The sequence below is a fragment of the Nonomuraea terrae genome (genome assembly GCF_044465245.1).
GTDB classification, from domain to species: domain Bacteria; phylum Actinomycetota; class Actinomycetes; order Streptosporangiales; family Streptosporangiaceae; genus Nonomuraea; species Nonomuraea terrae.
Window position 1 is genome coordinate 522419 of record NZ_JBITLL010000009.1, and the last position, 18035, is coordinate 540453.

Consider the following 18035-nt stretch of genomic DNA (forward strand, 5'->3'; position numbering starts at 1 on the left):
CAGAAGCCGATGTCATGCCGGACGCTAACAGAACGCTGTTTCCTTAACAAGGCAACGGTGTTCTCTTAAATGGGCCCACGTATGCTGTGGAGCGTTATGACCAGGTCGGACTTTCTCCGAGCCCGGCGGCCCGAGCACAAGCAGCAGCGGCGCGAGGCGATCCTCGCCGCCGCGCGCGAGCTCGCCCGCGGCTCTGGCGTACGCAACGTCAGCCTGGGGGCGGTCGCCTCGGCCGTCGGCCTGGCGAAGTCCAACGTCGTCCGCTACTTCGGCACCCGCGAGGAGATCTACCTGGAGCTGGCCGCCGACGAGTGGCGCGAGTGGGCCGCCGAGGCCGGCGCACGGGTGGCCGCGGCGGGCGGCACGGCGCAGGCGATGTCCGCGCTCGCCGAGACGCTGGTGGAGCGGCCGCTCTTCTGCGACCTGCTCTCCCACACCGCGACGACCCTGGAACACAACGTGTCCGTCCCGGCCGCCCGCGCCTTCAAGCACACGGTGCTGAGCACCGTCGCCGAGCTGGGCGCGCGGATCGCCCGGGGGACCGGCCTGACCGAACGCGAGGGTCAGGAGCTGGCGGCCGTGGCCACCGGGATGGCCGGCATGCTCTACCCCGCCGCCAACCCCTCCCCCGCCCTCGCCCAGGTCTACGCCGAGGACCCGGAGCTGGCCGCCAACTGCCCCGAGCTGATGCCCACGCTCGTCCGCGCCCTGTCGGCCTTCGCCGCCGGCCTGCCCGCCCTGCGCGACTGATCACGCGAAGGAACGTGCCAGCTCCGCGAAGGCGGCGGCGACCGGCAGCGGGTCGGCAGGAAGGGCGAGCAGCACCGTACGGACGGCCTGCGGCACGACCGGCAGCACGGCCACGCCGGGGAACCGGGCCGGCAGCGACAGCTCCGGCATGATGCTCACCCCGAGGCCTTCGGCCACCATCGCGAGGATGCTGCCCGTGTCACGTACCCGGTAGTGGCAGCGCAGGCTCGCGCCCGCCTGCCGGGCCAGCTCCGCGATGAACGGCTCGCACCCGCCCGTCGACATGATGAACGGCTGCCGCGCCAGATCCGTCACCGCCACCTCAGGCCCCGCGCCGAGCCCGTGACCGCTGGGCAGCACGGCCAGCAGCCGGTCCCTGGCCAGCGGGAACGTGGTCAGCCCCGGCCCAGTGACGGTCACAGTGGCGACGTCGACGGCGCCGGTCACCAGCCATTCCAGCACCTCGTCGTCCGAGCCCTCGATCACCGTGAGCCGCACGCGCGGATGCGCCTGCCCGTACGCCCGCAGGATGGGCGGCAGCAGGCGGGCGTTGGCGCTCGGGATGACGCCGACGCGCAGACTGCCGGCGTCGTCCCCGCGCGCGGCGGCGGCCTCCTGCTCCAGGGCCTCCAGCTGGGTGAGGATGAGCGACGCCCGGTGGCACACGGCACGCCCGGCCGCCGTCAGGCTCACCCCGGCGCCGCCCCTGACGAGCAGGGTGACGCCCAGCTCGCGTTCCAGGGCGCGCAGCGCGTGGCTGACCGCCGACTGCGTGGTGTCCAGCTCCTCGGCGGCCCGCGTCATGTTCCCCGTACGCGCGACCGCCCGCAGGATCCTGAGCTGGGTGAACGTCACAGCGCCGCTCGCAGCAGGCCGACCACCAGCGGGTGCGGGGCGTCCGGAGTCGAGCGGGTCTGCGGGACGTACAGCGTGGCCAGGTAGAACGGGTGGTCGGGCAGCTCCAGGACGCGGGCCTCGCGGTCGTCGTCCTCGCCGGTGACGGGGAAGCCGCCGTCGTGGAGTGTGCGCTGGTGGGCCGGGTCGATGCCGAAATCGCAGTAGTACCGCTCCTCGGTGCGCGTGCTGCCGTAGAGGGTGGCCGCCCGGGAGCCGGGGGCGAGGGTGACGGGCATCGTCTTGCCGGCGAGTGAGCAGGTCAGCTCGGAGACGAACAGGCAGGAGGCGTACGGGTCGTACTCCGCGTGCTGGGCGTCCTGCAAACCGAGGACGTTGCGGGCGTACTCGATCACCATGTGCTGGCAGCCGCCGCACGTGCCGAGCGTCGGGACGCCGTGCTCGCGGCCGTGCCGCAGCGCCGCCAGCGCGCCGGTCAGGCTCGTGTACGGGCTCCCCGGCGCGCACCACAGCACGTCGGCGGCCCGCACGCCGGACAGGTCGGTGTCGAGCGGCGCGGTCGGGAGCCAGCGGATCTCCACCTCGACGCCGAGCGCGGCCGCGGCGTGGCGCAGCGCCTCGTCGGTGGCCACGTGCGGGCGGAACGTCTCGTCGCGGTCACCGACGACCGCGACCTTCAGCGAACGGTGCATGCGATCCACTATGGGAGCGGCACCCTCATGACACCAATACATGATCGCGCGCGTGGCATGAGCGAATGCTCATGGCCCGACGGAGACGGGCAGGGGCAGCATGACCTCGACGCGGGTGCCCGCGCCCGGCTTCCCCGTCACCACGCAGATGCCGCCCAGCTCGGCCGCCCGTTCGCGCATCGAGCCCAGGCCGACGCCGGCGTGGGGCGCGGCGGGCAGGCCCCGGCCGTCGTCCTCGACCAGCACGCGCAGCACCTCCGGCTCCCGCTGCAGCATGATCCGGGCGTGCGTGGCGTGAGCGTGCCTGCGGACGTTCGTCAGCGCCTCCTGGACGATCCGGTAGACCGCCACCTCGACGGCCGCGGGCAGGTCCGACAGATCGCCCTCGACGTCCACGACGTCGGCGGGGCCGGCCAGGTCGCGGATCGCGCGGGCCAGGCCGAGGTCGTCGAGGGCAGGCGGGCGCAGGCCGTGGACCAGCTCGCGGATGTCCTGGGTGACCGCGCTCATGCCGGCGTGCAGGTCGCCGAGCAGCTCGTCGGCGGCCTCCGGCGACTTCTTGAGCGTCATGCGGGCCATGGTGATGGTCATCGCCAGGGACGACAGCGTCTGGCCGAGGCCGTCGTGCAGGTCCCGGCGCAGCCGGCGGCGCTCCTCCTCGCGGGCCGTGAGGATGCGCTCCCGCGAACGTTGCAGGTCGGCGGCCATCCGCACGGCGTGGGCCACGTCCGCCGCGTACGGCGTGAGCGTGGCCAGCACACGCTCGTTGTGCGCGGCCGGGAAGCGGCGCGGGCCGGGCGGGCCGACGAGCAGGCGGCCGACGCGGGTGCCGTGCCACACCAGCGGCACCTCGCGGGGACGGCCGCCGGTCCGGCCGCTCTCGACGTAGCGCGGCTCGCCGTCGGCCACCTCGACGGCCACGCCCTCGACCGCCAGACCGTCGCGCAGCACGCTCACCACCGAGGTCAGCGCCCTGGCCGGGTCGCCGCGGCGGACGGCCTGGGTCAGGCGCTCGGCGAGCACGCCGGGGTCGCCGACGGGGCCGTACAGCAGCCGGTCCACGGCCCGCTGCAGCGCCCGGCGCAGCGGCTGGAAGAACGCGCCCGCGAACAACGCCGCGGCGACCCCCGCCACCTGGTCGTAGCCGGAGACCAGCAGGCTCGACAGCGTGCCGGCGCCGAAGTAGACGGCGCTGACCACGACCACCACGCCGGTCGCCACGAAGGCGCGGCTGACCACCGTGTCGATCCCGTACAGGCGGTACCGCATCACCGCGAACGCCACCGCGAACGGGATCACGGCCGCCCACGCGACGGCCGGCCATCGGAAGTCGTCCGAGACCCCGCTCGCGACCAGGAAGACGATGTAGCCCGAGAACGCGAACAGCGGCCAGCCGATCTGCCGCCGCACCACCGGGTCGGCCCGCCGCATCCGCACCGCCATCGACAGCGCGGCCAGCGCCATCGCGGTGTAGATGCCGGCCCACCCCACGGTCGCGATCACGTCGGAGTACGGGTCGAGCGCCGGGACACTCAGCGGGTTGGGGATGACCTGCGGGTAGGGGTAGCCCTCGGCGGGCGGGGGCGAGCGGAAGACGTTACCGACCGTCGCCGCGGTGATCGCGACGCAGCCCAGGAGCAGCGCCGGCCACCAGCGCGGCGACGCGAGACGGCCGTCCGGGGAGTACAGCGGCAGCAGCATCGTGAGGGTCAGGCCGCACACCGCCCATCCGACGTGGGTCGGCAGCCGCAACCAGCCCGCGACGGCGAACTCGCCGTCGGCGGCGGCCCGGAACATCAGCGCGTTGGACAGGTCGCTGACGGCGGCGCCGAAGCCGCCCGCGCACATCAGCCAGGCCATGTTGAGCCGGGGCCGGTGGTAGAGGAGGAACGCGCCGACGGCGGGGAAGGTCACGGTGACGGCCGACTGCGGGGAGACGGTCCTGGCGGGCGTCCACTCCGGCGGCAGGCCGGCCCAGAGGAGGACCGCGGCGACCCCGAGCACCGGCGAGGCCGCCGCCATGGCGGCGGCGACGACGAGCGCCGCCGTCACCCGGGGACGCCTCCGCTCGGCCGAGACCGCCGAGCCGTCCCCACCAGCCCTCCCGTCGGAGGTCACTGAGTCAGGCCGCGCGGCAGGGCGCGCTGAGCCGGGTTCCCCGCTCGTGGTGTCGCGTTCCACCGGGGTCTCGGCCATGTGCGCTTGCCCGCCTCTCCGGTCCCGGCTCCCGCCTCCCACCGGACAGGATTATGACGCCTTGTCGGCATCGATCCCCTCGGCGTTTCCACCCCGTTACCGCGGATTCTCAGTCGTCGTGGGCGATGAGCATGAGCTGCCGCCACAAGAGCACCACGGACACCGCGGAGCCGGCGAAGGCGAACCAGAAGGGCGCCGCGACACCCAGGCGGCTGGCCAGGACACCGCCGATCAACGAACCGACCACCAGACCGGCGTAGACGCAGACGGTGTTGACGCTGCCCACCCGGCCCTGCAGCTCGTGCGGGACCGCGCGCTGGCGGACGGTGACCGAGGTCGTGCCCCAGATGAACGCGTGCGCGCCGAAGACCAGGAAGATGCCCCCGGCGACCCACGGCGAATGGGTCAGTGCCAGGCCCAGGTGCGTGAACGTCTCCACGATGAGTCCGATCCGCATCAGCGCGCCGAGGCTCACCCTGCGGGTGATGGCTCCGTACAGGCCGGTGCCGATCAAGCCGCCGATCCCGCCGATGGTGGTCATCAGACCGAAGCCCAGGGCGCCGAGGCCGAGTTGCTCCTGCGTGTAGAGGACGAGAACCGACCAGGCCGCGCCGAACGTGAAGTTGAAGATCAGGATGGTGAGCGCCAGCGTGCGGACCGCCGCGTGCCGGCGGGTCCAGCGCAACCCGGCGATCAGTTCCCGCCCGGCGTCAGGGGTGAGATCGTCGGCCTGTCGGCCGCGCGGCGGCAGCGTGATCCTGGAGACCAGGACGATCCCCGCCACCACCAGGAGCAGCTGGCCCGCGAACGGCCAGGTCAAGCCCAGGCCGAACAGCGCCGCGCCGATGGGCGGCCCGGCGAGCTGGTTGAGCGTGATGAACCCCGTGCCCAAGCGGGCGTTGGCGACGACGAGATCGTCCTTGCTGACCATCATGGGGGTCAGCGTGGCCGTCGCGTTGTCGGCGAACACCTCGGCGATGGACCGGAGTGTGAGCGCCACCAGCGCCGTCGCCACGGTCACGGTGCCGGTCACCATGAGCGCGACGAGCGCCGCCAGCACCACGGCCCGCACGGCGTTCGCGACGAGCACGATGCTGCGCCGGTTGTACCGATCCGACAGCACGCCCGCGTACAGGCTGAACACCAGCGGCGGAGCCCAGCTCACCAGGGCCGACAGCGCGATCATCAGCGGGTCGCGAGTCAACGTCGCGATCAGCAGTGGACCCGCCGCGGCCGCGACCCCGTCACCGAGATTCGTCAGCCAGCTCGAGGCCAGCAACCACCGGAATCCTGCCCCCAGCCGGGCAGGCAGGACTCGCTCCACCACTGTGATCACAAGCGCACAACCATACGTTCTGCGAACAAGCGCGGCAATGCGTTTTCGCGTTTGCCGAGAAGGGTCACGCGACAGGATGGAACGAGCTCCCTGTCCTGGCGCCCGCGCGTGGGGGCCAGGACAGGGAGAGGGGTCAGCGGACGGTCACCGTCGCCTTGGCGGGGACGGTCGTCCCCGCCACCTGGCCGGTCACGGTGAACACGCCCGGCTGGGCGTACCGCTCAGGGGCCACGGGCTCCCAGGTGACGGCGACCGAGCTGTCCCTGGAACCGTCGTTGTACGTCGCGACCACGGTCCCCGGCAGCGCCGGTGCGACCCCGGCCCGGGTCGTGACGGCCTCCTCCGCGATCGAGGTGATCGTCACCGCCGACGTGGCGCGGACGTACACCGTGGCCTGGGCGGGCCCGCGCACGCCCTCGGCCAGGCCGCTGACGGTGAAGCTGGTGCCCGCCGTGTCGACCTGGCCGGGCGTCACCTGCTGCCAGGTGACGGCGGCCCGGCCGCGGGCGCCGTCGGCGTACTGCGTCTCGACGGTGTCCGGCAGCTCGGGCAGCGTGTCCACGAGCGTGGGCACGTGCACCGGGCGCACGGAGTCGGGCGGGACCGCGTACGCCTTGACCTCCAGCAGCCCGACCGACGCGCCGCCGGACTCCAGCTGGACCCGCAGCCGCGACGTGGTCACCGTGTCGAACGAGACCGCGTTGTACGCGTCCACCGCCCTGGGGTAGGACTCGACGCCGGTGACGTCCTCGAAGGAGTCGCCGTCCCAGTGCTGGATCTGCCACGAGGCGGGCACGCGCACCCCGCCGCCGTCGTCGAAGAAGTACACCTCGGCCTTGTCCACGCGGACGGGCTCGTCCCAGGCGAGCTGCACCCACTGCGTGCCCTGCTGCGGCCAGGTGCCCCAGCGCGGGTTGGCGCCGTCGTTGGAGCGCGGCGGGTCGATGCCGTCGTTGACCGCGGTGACCTGCTCCCACGGCGAGGTGTAGGAGGCGGTGGGCGTGGCGTACGGGGCCACGTTCGCCTGCTCGCCCTGGGCTCCGGCGGTGACGGTCACCCTGGCGGTCGTCCGCTTCGCGCCGTCGCTCGCGGTCAGCTCCAGCTCGTACGTCCCCGGCTCGGAGAAGGCGGCCACCGTGGTCGTGCCGGCCGGCTCGGTGAAGAACACCTCGCCGGGCCCCTCGGCCTTCGACCACTGCGTGGTGAGCGTGCCCTCCGGCAGGCCGTCGTCCTTGACCACGGCCTCGATCCTGGCCTGCCCCGGCCGGTTGAAGGCCGGGTCCGGCACGGCCAGCACGTACGGCGCCCGGTTGGCCGCCGAACCCGGCTTGCCGCCGGCCTCGTACGCCTGGACCTCCTTCAGCCCGGTCGCGTGGCCGGGCCGGTGGGTGACGAGCACCCGGAGCCTGTCGGCGGTGACGGCGGGGAAGCGGACCTCGTTGAGGTTCGCCCTCGGGTAGGCCGGGCTCCTGACCTGGCCGGGGACGTCCTTCCAGGTGTCGCCGTCGCGGTACCGCACCGAGTAGAACGCCGGCTCGCTGTAGCCGCCGGGCCGGCGGTCGTTGACGAAGTACAGGTTGACCTGGTCCACCCTCTTCGCCGTGCCGAGGTCCATCTCCAGCCAGTCCCGCGGCTCGCCGGAGCCCTGGCTCCCCCAGTACGGCTCGTTGATGGTGAACCCGTCGACCGCGCCGGCCGGGTCGCCGTGGGAGGCGGTGGCGGACTCGACGAGGTTCGGGCGGGTGGAGGTCAGGTCCACGCCGGCCTTCTGGAACAGGTCCTCGACCCGCTCGCCGCGCAGCCTGACCTCGGCGGGCGTCTTGAGCGAGGGCGCCTTCTCGGCGTGCACGACCTGGCCGCCCTCGACGCGGCCGGTGGCCGGGTCCCAGACGGCGTGCGCCAGGCCCGACAGCGTGACCTTGCGCTTGCCGTCGACCAGGATCGAGTAGCCCTCGGGCACGCCCTTGTAGTGGACGGCCCCGTCGCCCGGCTTGTCCCAGACGATGGTCAGGTCGGCGCCCCGGTAGTTGACGCCGTTGACGGTGAAGTGGTCCCAGCCGATGTCGACCGGCCAGAGCTCGACCTTGCCGTCCGAGCGCGGGCGCAGGCCCATGACGTCCTCGATGACCGTCCAGTTGCTGCTGCCCAGGATCGTGTGGTGGATCCAGGAGCGGTAGCCGATGGTCTTGGTGTCCTGGTCCCAGTCGGCCCAGAACTCGTTCGCGTCGGGGTAGCGGGTGTCGCCGCCGACGAACTGCGCCCAGGCGTTCCAGTACAGCAGCTGCTTGTACTGCTCGGCGGTGATGTACGGGTTGGCGTACTGGCGCATCGCCTTGGAGAACAGCGCGAAGTTCCGGGTGGAGTTGATCTGCGAGAAGTTGTTCGAGCCGGGCTGGCCGGCCTCGGCGGCTTCCGCCTTGTCGCGCTGGTTGGCGGTATAAGCCGGAAAGATCGGATATTCCGCAGGATCAGCCCACAAACGGAGCGCCTCCCGATATTTCGGGTCGTCGGTCGGCACGAGCCCCGTCGCGTACGGGATGTAGTTGTTCGACTCCTTCCACGGGATCAGGTTGCCCGTCTGCAGGTCGCGGTGCTTGAACAGCTTCGCCTCGTCGTCCCAGAGCAGGGTGAGGACGCCGTTCTTCACCTTGTCGGCCACGCCGCGCATCTCGGCCGCCTTGGCCTCGTCCCCGATCAGCTCGTACGCCTGCGCCGCCGCCGTCGCGTTGGCGTACACGTACGCGCCTTCGAGCCGCTCGTTCGCCCGGTCGTAGTAGTGGAACGACACCGCGTCGGCGTCGTTGCCGGTCATGGCCTCCCAGTCGTACTCGATCACGCCGTTGTCGTTGGAGTCGTACGCCTCCAGCTGGCCGTAGACGTCCTTCTCGGCGTAGCGGGCGAGGTTGCGCAGGATCGCCGGCTGCCCGCCGTGGATCTGGTAGCTCTCCAGCGCCGCGGCCGAGATGTACTGCGTGTAGCTGTTCGACCAGTTCTCCGGATCGCCCGGATTATCCGTATATTTCGAGTTTCGCGAGACCTCTCCCGCCGACACCCACGGCCCGTACGAGTAGATCGGGTCCCGCAGGTACTTCAGGTCCTGCACGAACATCGGCACGGTCAGCACGATCGCGTTGTTGTAGCCGAGCGCCCCCTCCACCGACGTCGGGAACTGGAAGTCGTTGCCCGGGATGTCGGCGTCCAGGAAGTTGAAGCGCATCAGCCACCAGCGGTAGTAGACGGACTTCTTGATGTTCTCGTCGGGCACGTCGATGTACGGGACGTTCTCCGCCCACCAGGCGTTGTAGTCCTGCAGGTGCCGCCGGAGCGCCTGCTCGGGCGAGCGCCCCTTGTAGCCGTCGTACTCCGCGCGCGAGCGCGCCAGCTCCTCGGTGACGAAGCCCATCTGCACCTTCGTCCGCACGGTCTCACCCGGATCGACGCTCACCTCGCCCTTCAGCGTGCCGTCGGCGGCCTTGAGCCCGTCGCCGCTCAGCCGGGGGAAGATCGTGGTCAGCCGGTTGCGCGCCGTCACGACGCCGGTCAGCTCGCGGTCGCCGCCGGCCGTCTTCGCGTACGGGGAGGTCACCGTGAGGGGCACCGGGCGCGGCTCCGTACCAGTGTTGGTGATCTCCAGGGTGGTCACGGCGACGTTCTCGTGGGTGATGAACTTCTTCACCCCGACCTCCAGCCCGCCGCCGGTGTACCGGCCCGTCCAGTGGCTGGGCATCTGCAGGCGCTTGGAGACGTCCTCGCGCAGCGCCGTCCCGAGCGAGATCTCGTACGCGTCGCGGTCGTCGATGCTCTCCCAGTACGCCACGAAGCCGCCGAACCCGATCACCGAAGGGTCGTGCTCCTTCATGAACAGCGCCCGCCCGCGCGACATCAACCACGGGCCCGCCGGGTCGTTGCCCGGCCTGGCGAGCATGCGGTCGATCCAGTACGACTCGCCGCCCTTCTCCTTGTCGTAGATCTCCTGCATCATCCGCCGCGGGTGGTAGCCCACGGGCTCGTCGGGCACCGGATCGCCGCCGGTGAACACCGGCATCCCGAGGTCGTCCGCGGCGTGGGCGGGCGTCACGGCCATGGAGGCCGATAACGCCAGCACCACGAACCAGGCCAGTCGTCTCCACATGTGCATCTCCTCAGACGGGCAGCCAGATCAGGCGGGCAGCCTGATCAGACGGGCAGCCAGACACGCATGGTCGCGGGGCCCCGATTGCCCCACCGGTGGTACGGCACCAGCCGCAGCGGGACGTCCGTGCCACCCCCGTGCACGGGCGCGGGAACGTACGGCCAGCCGTCGCCGTCCGCGCCGCCGATCGCGGCCGGGACCTCCAGCTCGACCACGCCGTCCACGACGTGCTCGGCGGGCGGCTCGACGCGCGCGGTCAGGTCACCGAGCGGCGGCTCGTCGCCCACCGACTCGGCGCAGTAGACCAGTGGCCCCCGCTCGACGGCCGCGCTCCCCCGCAGCGCGTCGACGCGCCGGTCGGGGAACGTCCACCGGGGCCGCATCGGCAGCTCCAGCCGCAGCTCGTCGCCGGCCCGCCACGGGCCTTCCGCGTAGGCGTAGCCGGGGCGGACCGGCCGCACGTCCTCGCCGCGGGCGAGCGTCGCGTCCGAGGCCCACGCCGGGACGCGCAGGCCGATGCGCCCCGCCCCGTCCGCCAGCACCCGCACCAGCACCGACCCGTCCCACGGGTAGCCGGTCTCCACCCGGACGGCCAGGTCGCCGCCCCGGATCTCCGACGGGGTGTAGTGGTGGATCCTGACCCCGTCCCGCTCCGCCGCGGCCAGGTAGGCGGGCAGCGACGCGAGTGTGCGCGCGATGTTGTTCGGGCAGCACGACACGTCGAACCACGGCGAGCGCAGCCCGCCCTCGGCCGCGTGGTTCACCCCGTCGAGCGGCTCGGCGGGCACCCGCACCTGCAGCGGGTTGGCGTAGAAGAACGACCGACCGTCCAGCGCCACGCCGGTGGCGAGCATGTTGTACAGGGTCCGCTCGGTCAGGTCGGCGTAGCGGACGTCGCCGGTCGCCAGCAGCAGCCGGTGCGCCAGCATGATCGAGGCGATGCTCGCGCAGGTCTCGTTGTAGGCCCGGTCCGGCGGCAGCTCGAAGTCGTCGCCGAACGACTCGTCCTGGTGGCGCGAGCCCATGCCGCCGGTCAGGTGGGTGCGCCGGGCGACCGTACGCTCCCACTGGGACTCGACGGCCTTCAGCAGCTCCTCGTCGCCGGTCTCGACCGCCACGTCCACCACGCCGCAGGCCAGGTAGAGCGCCCGTACGGCGTGCCCGCGCAACACCCGCGCCTCCCGGACGGGCACGTCGTCCTGGAAGTACGCGCGGCCGAAGCGGATCTCGCCGAGCGCGGGCAGGCCGCGGCGCTCGACGAAGCGGCGGGCCATCTCCAGGTAACGCTCGGTGCCGGTGGCCCGGTAGAGCTCCACCAGGGCCATCTCGATCTCGGGGTGCCCGCACGCCTGCGTGCCCTCCATGAAGCGGCGGCAGACGTGGTCGGCCGCCCTGATGGTGACCCGGGTGAGCTCGTCCTCGCCGTACGCGCGCAGCCGGGCCACCCCGGCCTGGAGGAGGTGGCCGTAGCAGTAAAGCTCGTGGCCCCACTCCAGGTCGGTGTAGCGGCTGCCGGACCAGCGGGTGTTGAGGTAGCCGTCGCCCTCCTGGGCCCGCGCCACGGTCGAGGCCAGCTCGGGCAGCCCCGGGTGGCCGGCCCAGGCCATGGCCTCCAGCAGCTTGTAGATCTCGGAGTCGCTGAACTCCCGTCCGCGGCGGGGCCGTTCACCGCGGAAGTTGCCGATCCAGCCTTCGCGTTCCTGCCATTCCCGGCAGTGGGCGATCGTCACGTCGTTGTTGAGCGCCACCCGGTCGCCCCAGAAGCCGGGTGAGAGCCGTACCGCGTCGAGACCGAGAGGGGACAGGACGCCCGATGAGGGCAGGACGGGATCAACCACGCAGAGCTCCTGACATGAATCCGCGCACGTAGTGGCGCTGCAACACGATGAAGAGGATGAGACAGGGAACCGCCATGACCATGACGCCGGCCTGGAGCATGCCGTAGTCGATCGCGCCCATCGTCTGCGACGTCATGCTGAACACCGCCACCGGCAACGTGAACGACGCCCCGTCGTTGAGCAGGATGAGCGGCGCGAAGAAGTCGTTCCACGAGGCGAGGAACGCGAACAGGCCGACGGTGATGAGCGCGGGCCGCACGGCGTGCAGCAGGATCCGGGAGAACGCCCGGAACGTGCCGCACCCGTCCACCAGCGCCGCCTCCTCCAGCTCACGCGGCAGCGCCTCGAACGCGTTGCGCATCATGAACAGCCCGAACGGCAGCTGGAACATCACGAACACCAGCGCCAGCCCGACCAGCGAGTTCTGCAGGCCGAGGTAGCCGAGCAGCACGTAGAGCGGGATGAGGATGGTCGCGTACGGCACCATGAGGATCGCCAGCGTGGCGAGGAAGAGCAGGTTCTTGCCCGGGAAGTCGAACCGGGCGAAGGCGTAGCCGCCGAGCGCCGAGACGACCAGCGTGCCCGCCACCGTCATGGCCGACACGAGCACGCTGTTGCCCGCGTACGTGCCGAGCCCCTCGCCGAAGCGGGCCATCTGCAGGTAGTTGGACGGCTCCTCCAGCGAGGCGTAGCCGCTCCACGCCAGCGGGAACAGGAAGAGCACCGCCAGGGCCGACAGGGTCAGGTAACGGCTCATCGCAGCCTCCGCAACATCAGCGCGTTGATCGCGACCAGGACCACCAGCAGCACCACCGACAGCGCCGCCGCCCCGCCGAGGTCGAACCGGAAGAACGCCTCCCGGTAGATGACCATCACCATCGACACCGTGCTGTTGTCCGGGCCGCCGTTGGTGAAGACGAAGAACTGGTCGAAGGCCAGCAGCGAGCCCGTGACGCTGAGGATGAGCATCAGCGCCAGCGTCGGGCGCAGCAGCGGCAGCGTGATCCTGGTGAGGATCTGCCAGCGGTTGGCGCCGTCGCTGCGCGCGGCCTCGTACACCTCGGTCGGGATCGCCTGCAGGCCGGTCAGCAGGATGAGCATGTTGAAGCCGGCGAAGCGCCACAACACCAGCGTGATCGTGGAGAACAGCGCCATGTTCGGCGTGCTGATCCACCTGACCGGCTCGTCGGTGATGCCCAGCGTCTGGAGGAGGGGATCGATGGGGCCGAAGTCGTTGTTCAGCATCCCGTAGAACAGCAGCCCCGCCGCGGCGAACCCGACCGCCCCCGGCAGGAAGAACGCCGTGCGGAAGAATCCGACGCCCGGTCTGCGCTCCTGCACCAGCAGCGCGAGACCGAGCGCCACCAGCGACAGCAGCACCGTCGTGATCGCGGTGTACTTCAGCGTGAAGAACACCGCGTCCACGAACAGCGTGTTGCCCGCGATGTCGAGATAGTTCTCCGGCGCGTTGAGGACGGCCGGGCCGAGCAGCGGCCAGCGGTTGAGCGACATCCAGCCGACCAGCACCAGGGGTGCGAGGAAGAGCACGCCCACGATGACCGCCGTCGGCGCCGCGTACAGCCAGCCCTGGACCTTTCTGCTGGTCACGGCTCTGCTGGTCACGGTCACTGCTGGAGCGACTCGGTGACGTCGGCGTTGAGCTGCGGCGCCTTCGACGCGTCGCCGAACATCGCCTCGCGCGCCAGGCGCAGCCACGGGCCCTGCGGGTCGTTGAAGGTCTGGCCGAAGCGCAGCGCGTACGGCGTCTGGCCCTTGCCCACCATCTGGTTCATCAGCACCACGCGCGGGTCCTCGGCCGCGTACTTGTTGCCGGCCAGGTCGGTGCGCGCCACCACGTCCTTGTTCTTGGCCATGACCTCGACCTGGGCCTCGTCGGAGACCGTCCAGGACAGGAACTCCCAGGCCGCGTCCGCGTTCTGGGTGGTGGCCGAGACGCCGATGGAGTCGCCGCCCACGAACGTGGACTCGCCGCCGTCGGGGCCGGCGATGGGGGCGACGCCGATCTCCATGTCCTGCGGCATCAGGCCGAGCATGGTGGACGGCATCGGCATGACACCGATCTCGCCCTTCGGGAAGAAGCCGGTCCAGGTCGGGCCCTGCTCCTCCCTGGCCGTGGGGCCGGTGACCTTCTTCTCGTACAGCTCGCGCCAGATCTTGAAGACCTCCAGCATGGCGGGCTGGTCGTTGAGCGAGGTCGTGCCCTCGGGGTTCATGACCTGCCCGCCGGCCGCCCAGACCGAGGGCCAGAACGTGAAGACGTAGCAGCCGCCGCAGTTGCCGCCGAAGAACGTGCCGTGCACCTTGCCGTCGCCGCCGAGCTTCTCCTGGATCGTGGTGGCGTGCTCGGCGAACTCCCTGAGCGTCTTCGGGCCCCGCTCCGGGTCGAGGCCGGCCTGCTCGTACAGGTCCTTGTTCCAGAACCAGAGGGACAGGTCGAGCGTGTGCGGGAGCGTGTACTGCCGGCCGTCGAGCGTGCCGAGCTTCATGTGCGAGGGGGCGAGGCCGTCCTTGAAGGGCAGGGCCGCGATCCTGTCGGTGATGTCCAGGAACAGGCCCTGGGAGGTGTAGTTCGGGACGAAGATGACGTCGGCCGCGAACACGTCGGGGAGCTGCCTGGCGCCGGCCGCGGCGGCGATGCGCGGCTGGTAGTTGTCCGTGGGGATGACGGTGAGCTTGACCTGGTTCTCGTGACTGCTGTTGTAGGCCTCGACCAGGCGCTCGCTCTGCGCCTGGGTGGCCGCGCGGGTCCACATCGTGATCGTCACGGGACCGTCCGCGGGCTGCGCGTCGCCGCCGCTGCCACACGCTGCTGCTGTGAGCGTTAACACACCGAGGAGGGAGATTCCGGCCAGCCTTCGTCTCATGATGCGCTCCTGGACTTAAAGGTTTTCGGAAACGTAAGAGAAACATGAGCGCCTGTCAATGGGTGTTAGGGTTCTCTCCAGTTCACTTCACCGAAAAGGGTTTCGACGTATGGCGGGTAAGCGGGCGACCATCAACGATGTGGCCTCGCTGGCGGGGGTGTCGATCGCCACGGCGTCCAAGGCGCTCAACGGGCGGCAGGACGTCCGCGCCGCGACGCGCGAGCGGGTGCTCGCCGCCGCCGAGCAGCTGTCCTTCCAGCCGAACGCGCTCGCGCGGGGGCTGCTGTCCGGGCAGACGCGCACGGTCGGGCTGCTGACCTCCGACAGCGTCGGCCGGTTCGGCATCCCGGTGCTGCTCGGCGCGGAGGACGCGTTCGGTGCCGGGGAGATGGCGGTGCTGCTCTGCGACGCGCGCGGCGACGCCATCAGGGAGCAGCACCACCTGCGGGCGCTGCTGTCCCGCCGGGTCGACGGGCTCATCGTGGTGGGCGAGAGCACCGATCCGCGTCCCTCGGTCAGCAAGGACCTGCCCATTCCCGTGGTGTACGCGTACGCGCCGTCGGAGGATCCGGGCGACGTGTCGTTCGTGCCCGACGACGTGGGGGCGGCGCGGATGGCCGTCGGCCACCTGCTGGCCCTCGGCCGCCGGCGCATCGCCCACATCACCGGTCCGTCGCACTACAAGGCCGCCCGCGACCGTGAGGAGGGGCTGCGCTCCGCCTTGGCGGAGGCCGGCGTCGCCCAGGCCGGCCGGACGTTGTGGGGCGCGTGGTCCCAGCGGTGGGGACGGCACGCCGCCGAGATGTTGCTGATGTCGGAGCCCTCGGTCGACGCCGTCTTCTGCGGCAGCGACCAGATCGCGGCCGGCTTCGTGGAGGCGGCCCGCGAGCGGGGGCGCCGCGTGCCCGACGACATCGCCGTGATCGGCTACGACAACTGGGAAGTCCTGTCCACGGAAACCCGCCCCGCCCTGACCACGGTCGACATGAACCTGGAGATCCTGGGCCGCACCGCTGCCCAGCACCTGTTCGCCGCCATAGACGGCAAGGCCACCCCGGGCATCCACAAGATGCCCTGCGAATTGATCATTCGCGACTCCACCTCCCCCACCACCCCCTGACGCCCGCCGCCCCTACCCTTGGCCCCCCGCTCAGCGCCCGCTGTCGTTCGGGCCGGGGCGGGTCCGGGAGCGGAAGGTGCGGCGGTAGGTGTCCGGGGGCACGCCGACCGTGCGGTTGAAGTGCCGGCGCAGTGTCGTGGCGGTGCCCATGCCGGTGGCCGCCGCGATGGTGTCGATGCTGTCGTCGGTGGCCTCCAGCAACGCCTGGGCGTGCCGGATCCGCTGGGTCAGCAGCCATTGCAGCGGGGTGGTGCCCGTCACCGACCTGAAGTGCCGGCCCAGGTTGCGCGAGCTCATCCGCGCCTGGCGGGCCAGGTCCTGCACGGTCAGCGGATGGTCCAGCCGCTCCATCACCCAGGGGAACAGTTCGGCGAGGGGGTGGTTGTCCGGGGCGGGCACCGGGGTGGTGACGAACTGCGCCTGACCGCCGTCCCGGTGCGGCGGGACGACCAGGCGGCGGGCGACCGCGTTGGCGACCGAGGACCCGTGGTCCAGGCGGACCAGATGCAGGCACAGGTCCATGGCGGCGGCCTTGCCGGCTGAGGTGAGCACGCTGCCGTTGTCCACGTACAGCACGTCCGGGTCCACCGTCACCTGCGGATGGCGGTCGGCCAGGTCTCGGGCGTGCGCCCAGTGCGTGGTCGCGCGCTTCCCGTCCAGCAGGCCGGCCGCGGCCAGCACGAACGCGCCCGTGCACAGGGAGGCCACGCGGGCGCCGGCCTCGTGGGCCGCACGCACCGCGTCGATCAGGTCGGCGGATGGGTTCACCTCGACGTCGGCCCAGCCGGGGACGATCACGGTGTCGGCGCGCTGGAGGTGGTCGAGGCCGTGGTCGGGCTCCAGCCGGAACCGGCCGGCCCGCACGGCGCCCGGCCCGCAGACGACGAAGTCGTACCAGGGATCGGCCAGGCCGGTCAGATCGGCCCCGAAGACCTCGTACGCCAAGGACAGCTCGAAGTGCAGCATTCCGTCGGTGACGGCCAGCGCGACTGTGTGCATGTCCGGAATTGTACGGGTAATGGCGTTCCGGACACTCGCCGCGATCATCAGCCCTTGCCAGGATGTTCATGACAGATCACAGCAAGTCAGTTGAGCGGGGAGAACACCCATGGGATCAGGGCAGACAGTGGCGGTGTACGGCGCGTACGGGCACACCGGGCGCTTCGTGGTGGCGCGGCTGCGGGATCGCGGATTCGTTCCGGTCCTGTCCGGGCGCGACGCCGACAAGCTGAAGGTACTGGCGTACGAATCCGGGCTGGAGGCCCGCCCGGCGTCGGTCGACGACCCGGCCTCGCTCGACCGCGCACTGGCCGGCGCGTCGGCCGTGATCAACAGTGCCGGCCCCTTCGCCACGACCGCCGCCCCCCTCATCGAGGCGGCACTGCGCGCCGGGATCCCGTATGTGGACGTGGCGGCCGAGATCGAGGCCAACGTCGATACGTTCACCCACTTCACCGAGCGCGCCCGCGCCGCGGGAGCGGTGGTCGTCCCGGCGATGGCCTTCTACGGCGGCCTCGGCGACCTGCTGACCACCGCCGCGATGGGCGACTGGACGACGGCCGACGAGGCGCACATCGCGTACGGGCTGAGCAGTTGGCACCCCACCGCCGGGACGCGTGCCGCGGGCGCGGTCTCCCGGCAGCGGCGGGACGGCCGGCGCGTCCGTTTCGCGAACGGCCGGCTGGAGTACCGCCACGACGAACCGCCGACCCTGGAGTGGCCCTTCCCCGACCCGATGGGGCCCCGGGCCGTCATCGGGGAGTTCACGATGGCCGACGTCGTCACCGTTCCCAGCCACCTGTCCATCCCCGAGGTGCGCACCTACATGACGGTCGAGGCGGCCAGGGACCTGTCCGCCCCGGACACACCGGCGCCCACCCCGGCCGACGACTCGGGGCGGTCGGCGCAGACGTTCCTCGTCGATGTCGTCGTGCGCTCCGGCGGCAGCGAACGACGCGCCGTGGCGAGGGGACAGGACATCTACGCCGTCACCGCACCGCTCGTGGTGGAGGCGGTCGACCGCATCCTCACGGGGCGGACCAGGACGACCGGCGTCGCCTCCGCCGGCGAGATCTTCGACGCGCCCGACTTCCTCCGCGCGCTGTCCCCGCACCTCTCCCTCGATCTGCGCCCGTAGCAGCACGCCCGGCGCGTTCCCCGCTGAAGGACCTCCGCACCATACGAGACGGTACGTCTCGTCTTGTGTTAGGGTCGTGTCGTTCCCGAGCGCA

At 71.4% G+C, this 18035-nt stretch carries 13 protein-coding genes; 3 read left to right on the forward strand and 10 right to left on the reverse strand.

The window, feature by feature from the left end:
* Positions 1-96: 96 nt before the first annotated feature.
* A complete protein-coding gene (locus tag ACIBP6_RS44705) occupies positions 97-750 on the forward strand; it encodes a TetR/AcrR family transcriptional regulator (protein WP_397061058.1) in 654 nt (217 codons plus the stop codon).
* On the opposite strand, the gene ACIBP6_RS44710 is transcribed toward ACIBP6_RS44705, so the two are convergent.
* The 9 genes from ACIBP6_RS44710 to ACIBP6_RS44750 form a co-directional block, all read right to left on the reverse strand.
* Entirely contained in the window at positions 751-1605 is an 855-nt protein-coding gene (locus tag ACIBP6_RS44710) for a LysR family transcriptional regulator (RefSeq protein ID WP_397061060.1), read from the reverse strand. It abuts the gene before it with no gap.
* Positions 1602-2297 (reverse strand): CTP synthase C-terminal region-related (seleno)protein, encoded by a 696-nt coding sequence (locus ACIBP6_RS44715; RefSeq protein ID WP_397061061.1) that lies wholly within the window; start codon positions 2295-2297, stop codon positions 1602-1604. The genes ACIBP6_RS44710 and ACIBP6_RS44715 overlap by 4 nt, the downstream gene beginning before the upstream one ends.
* A gap of 69 nt (positions 2298-2366) precedes the next feature.
* Positions 2367-4415, reverse strand: a complete 2049-nt coding sequence (locus tag ACIBP6_RS44720) for a sensor histidine kinase (protein ID WP_397061063.1) — start codon at positions 4413-4415, stop codon at positions 2367-2369.
* A gap of 187 nt (positions 4416-4602) precedes the next feature.
* The gene (locus ACIBP6_RS44725) at positions 4603-5817 is read right to left on the reverse strand and encodes an MFS transporter (protein ID WP_397061065.1); all 1215 of its coding nucleotides are present in this window, start codon (positions 5815-5817) and stop codon (positions 4603-4605) included.
* A gap of 145 nt (positions 5818-5962) precedes the next feature.
* The gene (locus ACIBP6_RS44730) at positions 5963-9961 is read right to left on the reverse strand and encodes an Ig-like domain-containing protein (RefSeq protein ID WP_397061067.1); all 3999 of its coding nucleotides are present in this window, start codon (positions 9959-9961) and stop codon (positions 5963-5965) included.
* Positions 9962-10005: 44 nt separating this feature from the next.
* Positions 10006-11799: a glycoside hydrolase family 127 protein gene (locus ACIBP6_RS44735; protein ID WP_397061069.1), complete on the reverse strand. Its 1794-nt coding sequence runs from the start codon at positions 11797-11799 to the stop codon at positions 10006-10008.
* Positions 11792-12556, reverse strand: coding sequence for a carbohydrate ABC transporter permease (locus tag ACIBP6_RS44740; protein WP_132619831.1), 765 nt, complete (start codon positions 12554-12556; stop codon positions 11792-11794). Before ACIBP6_RS44740 ends, ACIBP6_RS44735 begins: the two co-directional genes overlap by 8 nt.
* Positions 12553-13422 (reverse strand): carbohydrate ABC transporter permease, encoded by an 870-nt coding sequence (locus ACIBP6_RS44745; RefSeq protein ID WP_397061071.1) that lies wholly within the window; start codon positions 13420-13422, stop codon positions 12553-12555. Before ACIBP6_RS44745 ends, ACIBP6_RS44740 begins: the two co-directional genes overlap by 4 nt.
* A 2-nt stretch (positions 13423-13424) precedes the next feature.
* Positions 13425-14585, reverse strand: coding sequence for an ABC transporter substrate-binding protein (locus ACIBP6_RS44750; RefSeq protein WP_397061073.1), 1161 nt, complete (start codon positions 14583-14585; stop codon positions 13425-13427).
* Positions 14586-14793: 208 nt separating this feature from the next.
* On the opposite strand from ACIBP6_RS44750, the gene ACIBP6_RS44755 reads away from it, so the two are divergent.
* Entirely contained in the window at positions 14794-15804 is a 1011-nt protein-coding gene (locus ACIBP6_RS44755; protein WP_397061075.1) for a LacI family DNA-binding transcriptional regulator, read from the forward strand.
* Between the two features lie 30 nt (positions 15805-15834).
* Here ACIBP6_RS44755 and ACIBP6_RS44760 read toward each other — a convergent pair whose 3' ends face one another.
* Positions 15835-16803, reverse strand: a complete 969-nt coding sequence (locus ACIBP6_RS44760) for a helix-turn-helix domain-containing protein (protein WP_397061077.1) — start codon at positions 16801-16803, stop codon at positions 15835-15837.
* 109 nt (positions 16804-16912) lie between these two features.
* On the opposite strand from ACIBP6_RS44760, the gene ACIBP6_RS44765 reads away from it, so the two are divergent.
* Positions 16913-17941 (forward strand): saccharopine dehydrogenase family protein, encoded by a 1029-nt coding sequence (locus ACIBP6_RS44765; RefSeq protein ID WP_397061079.1) that lies wholly within the window; start codon positions 16913-16915, stop codon positions 17939-17941.
* Positions 17942-18035 lie beyond the last annotated feature (94 nt).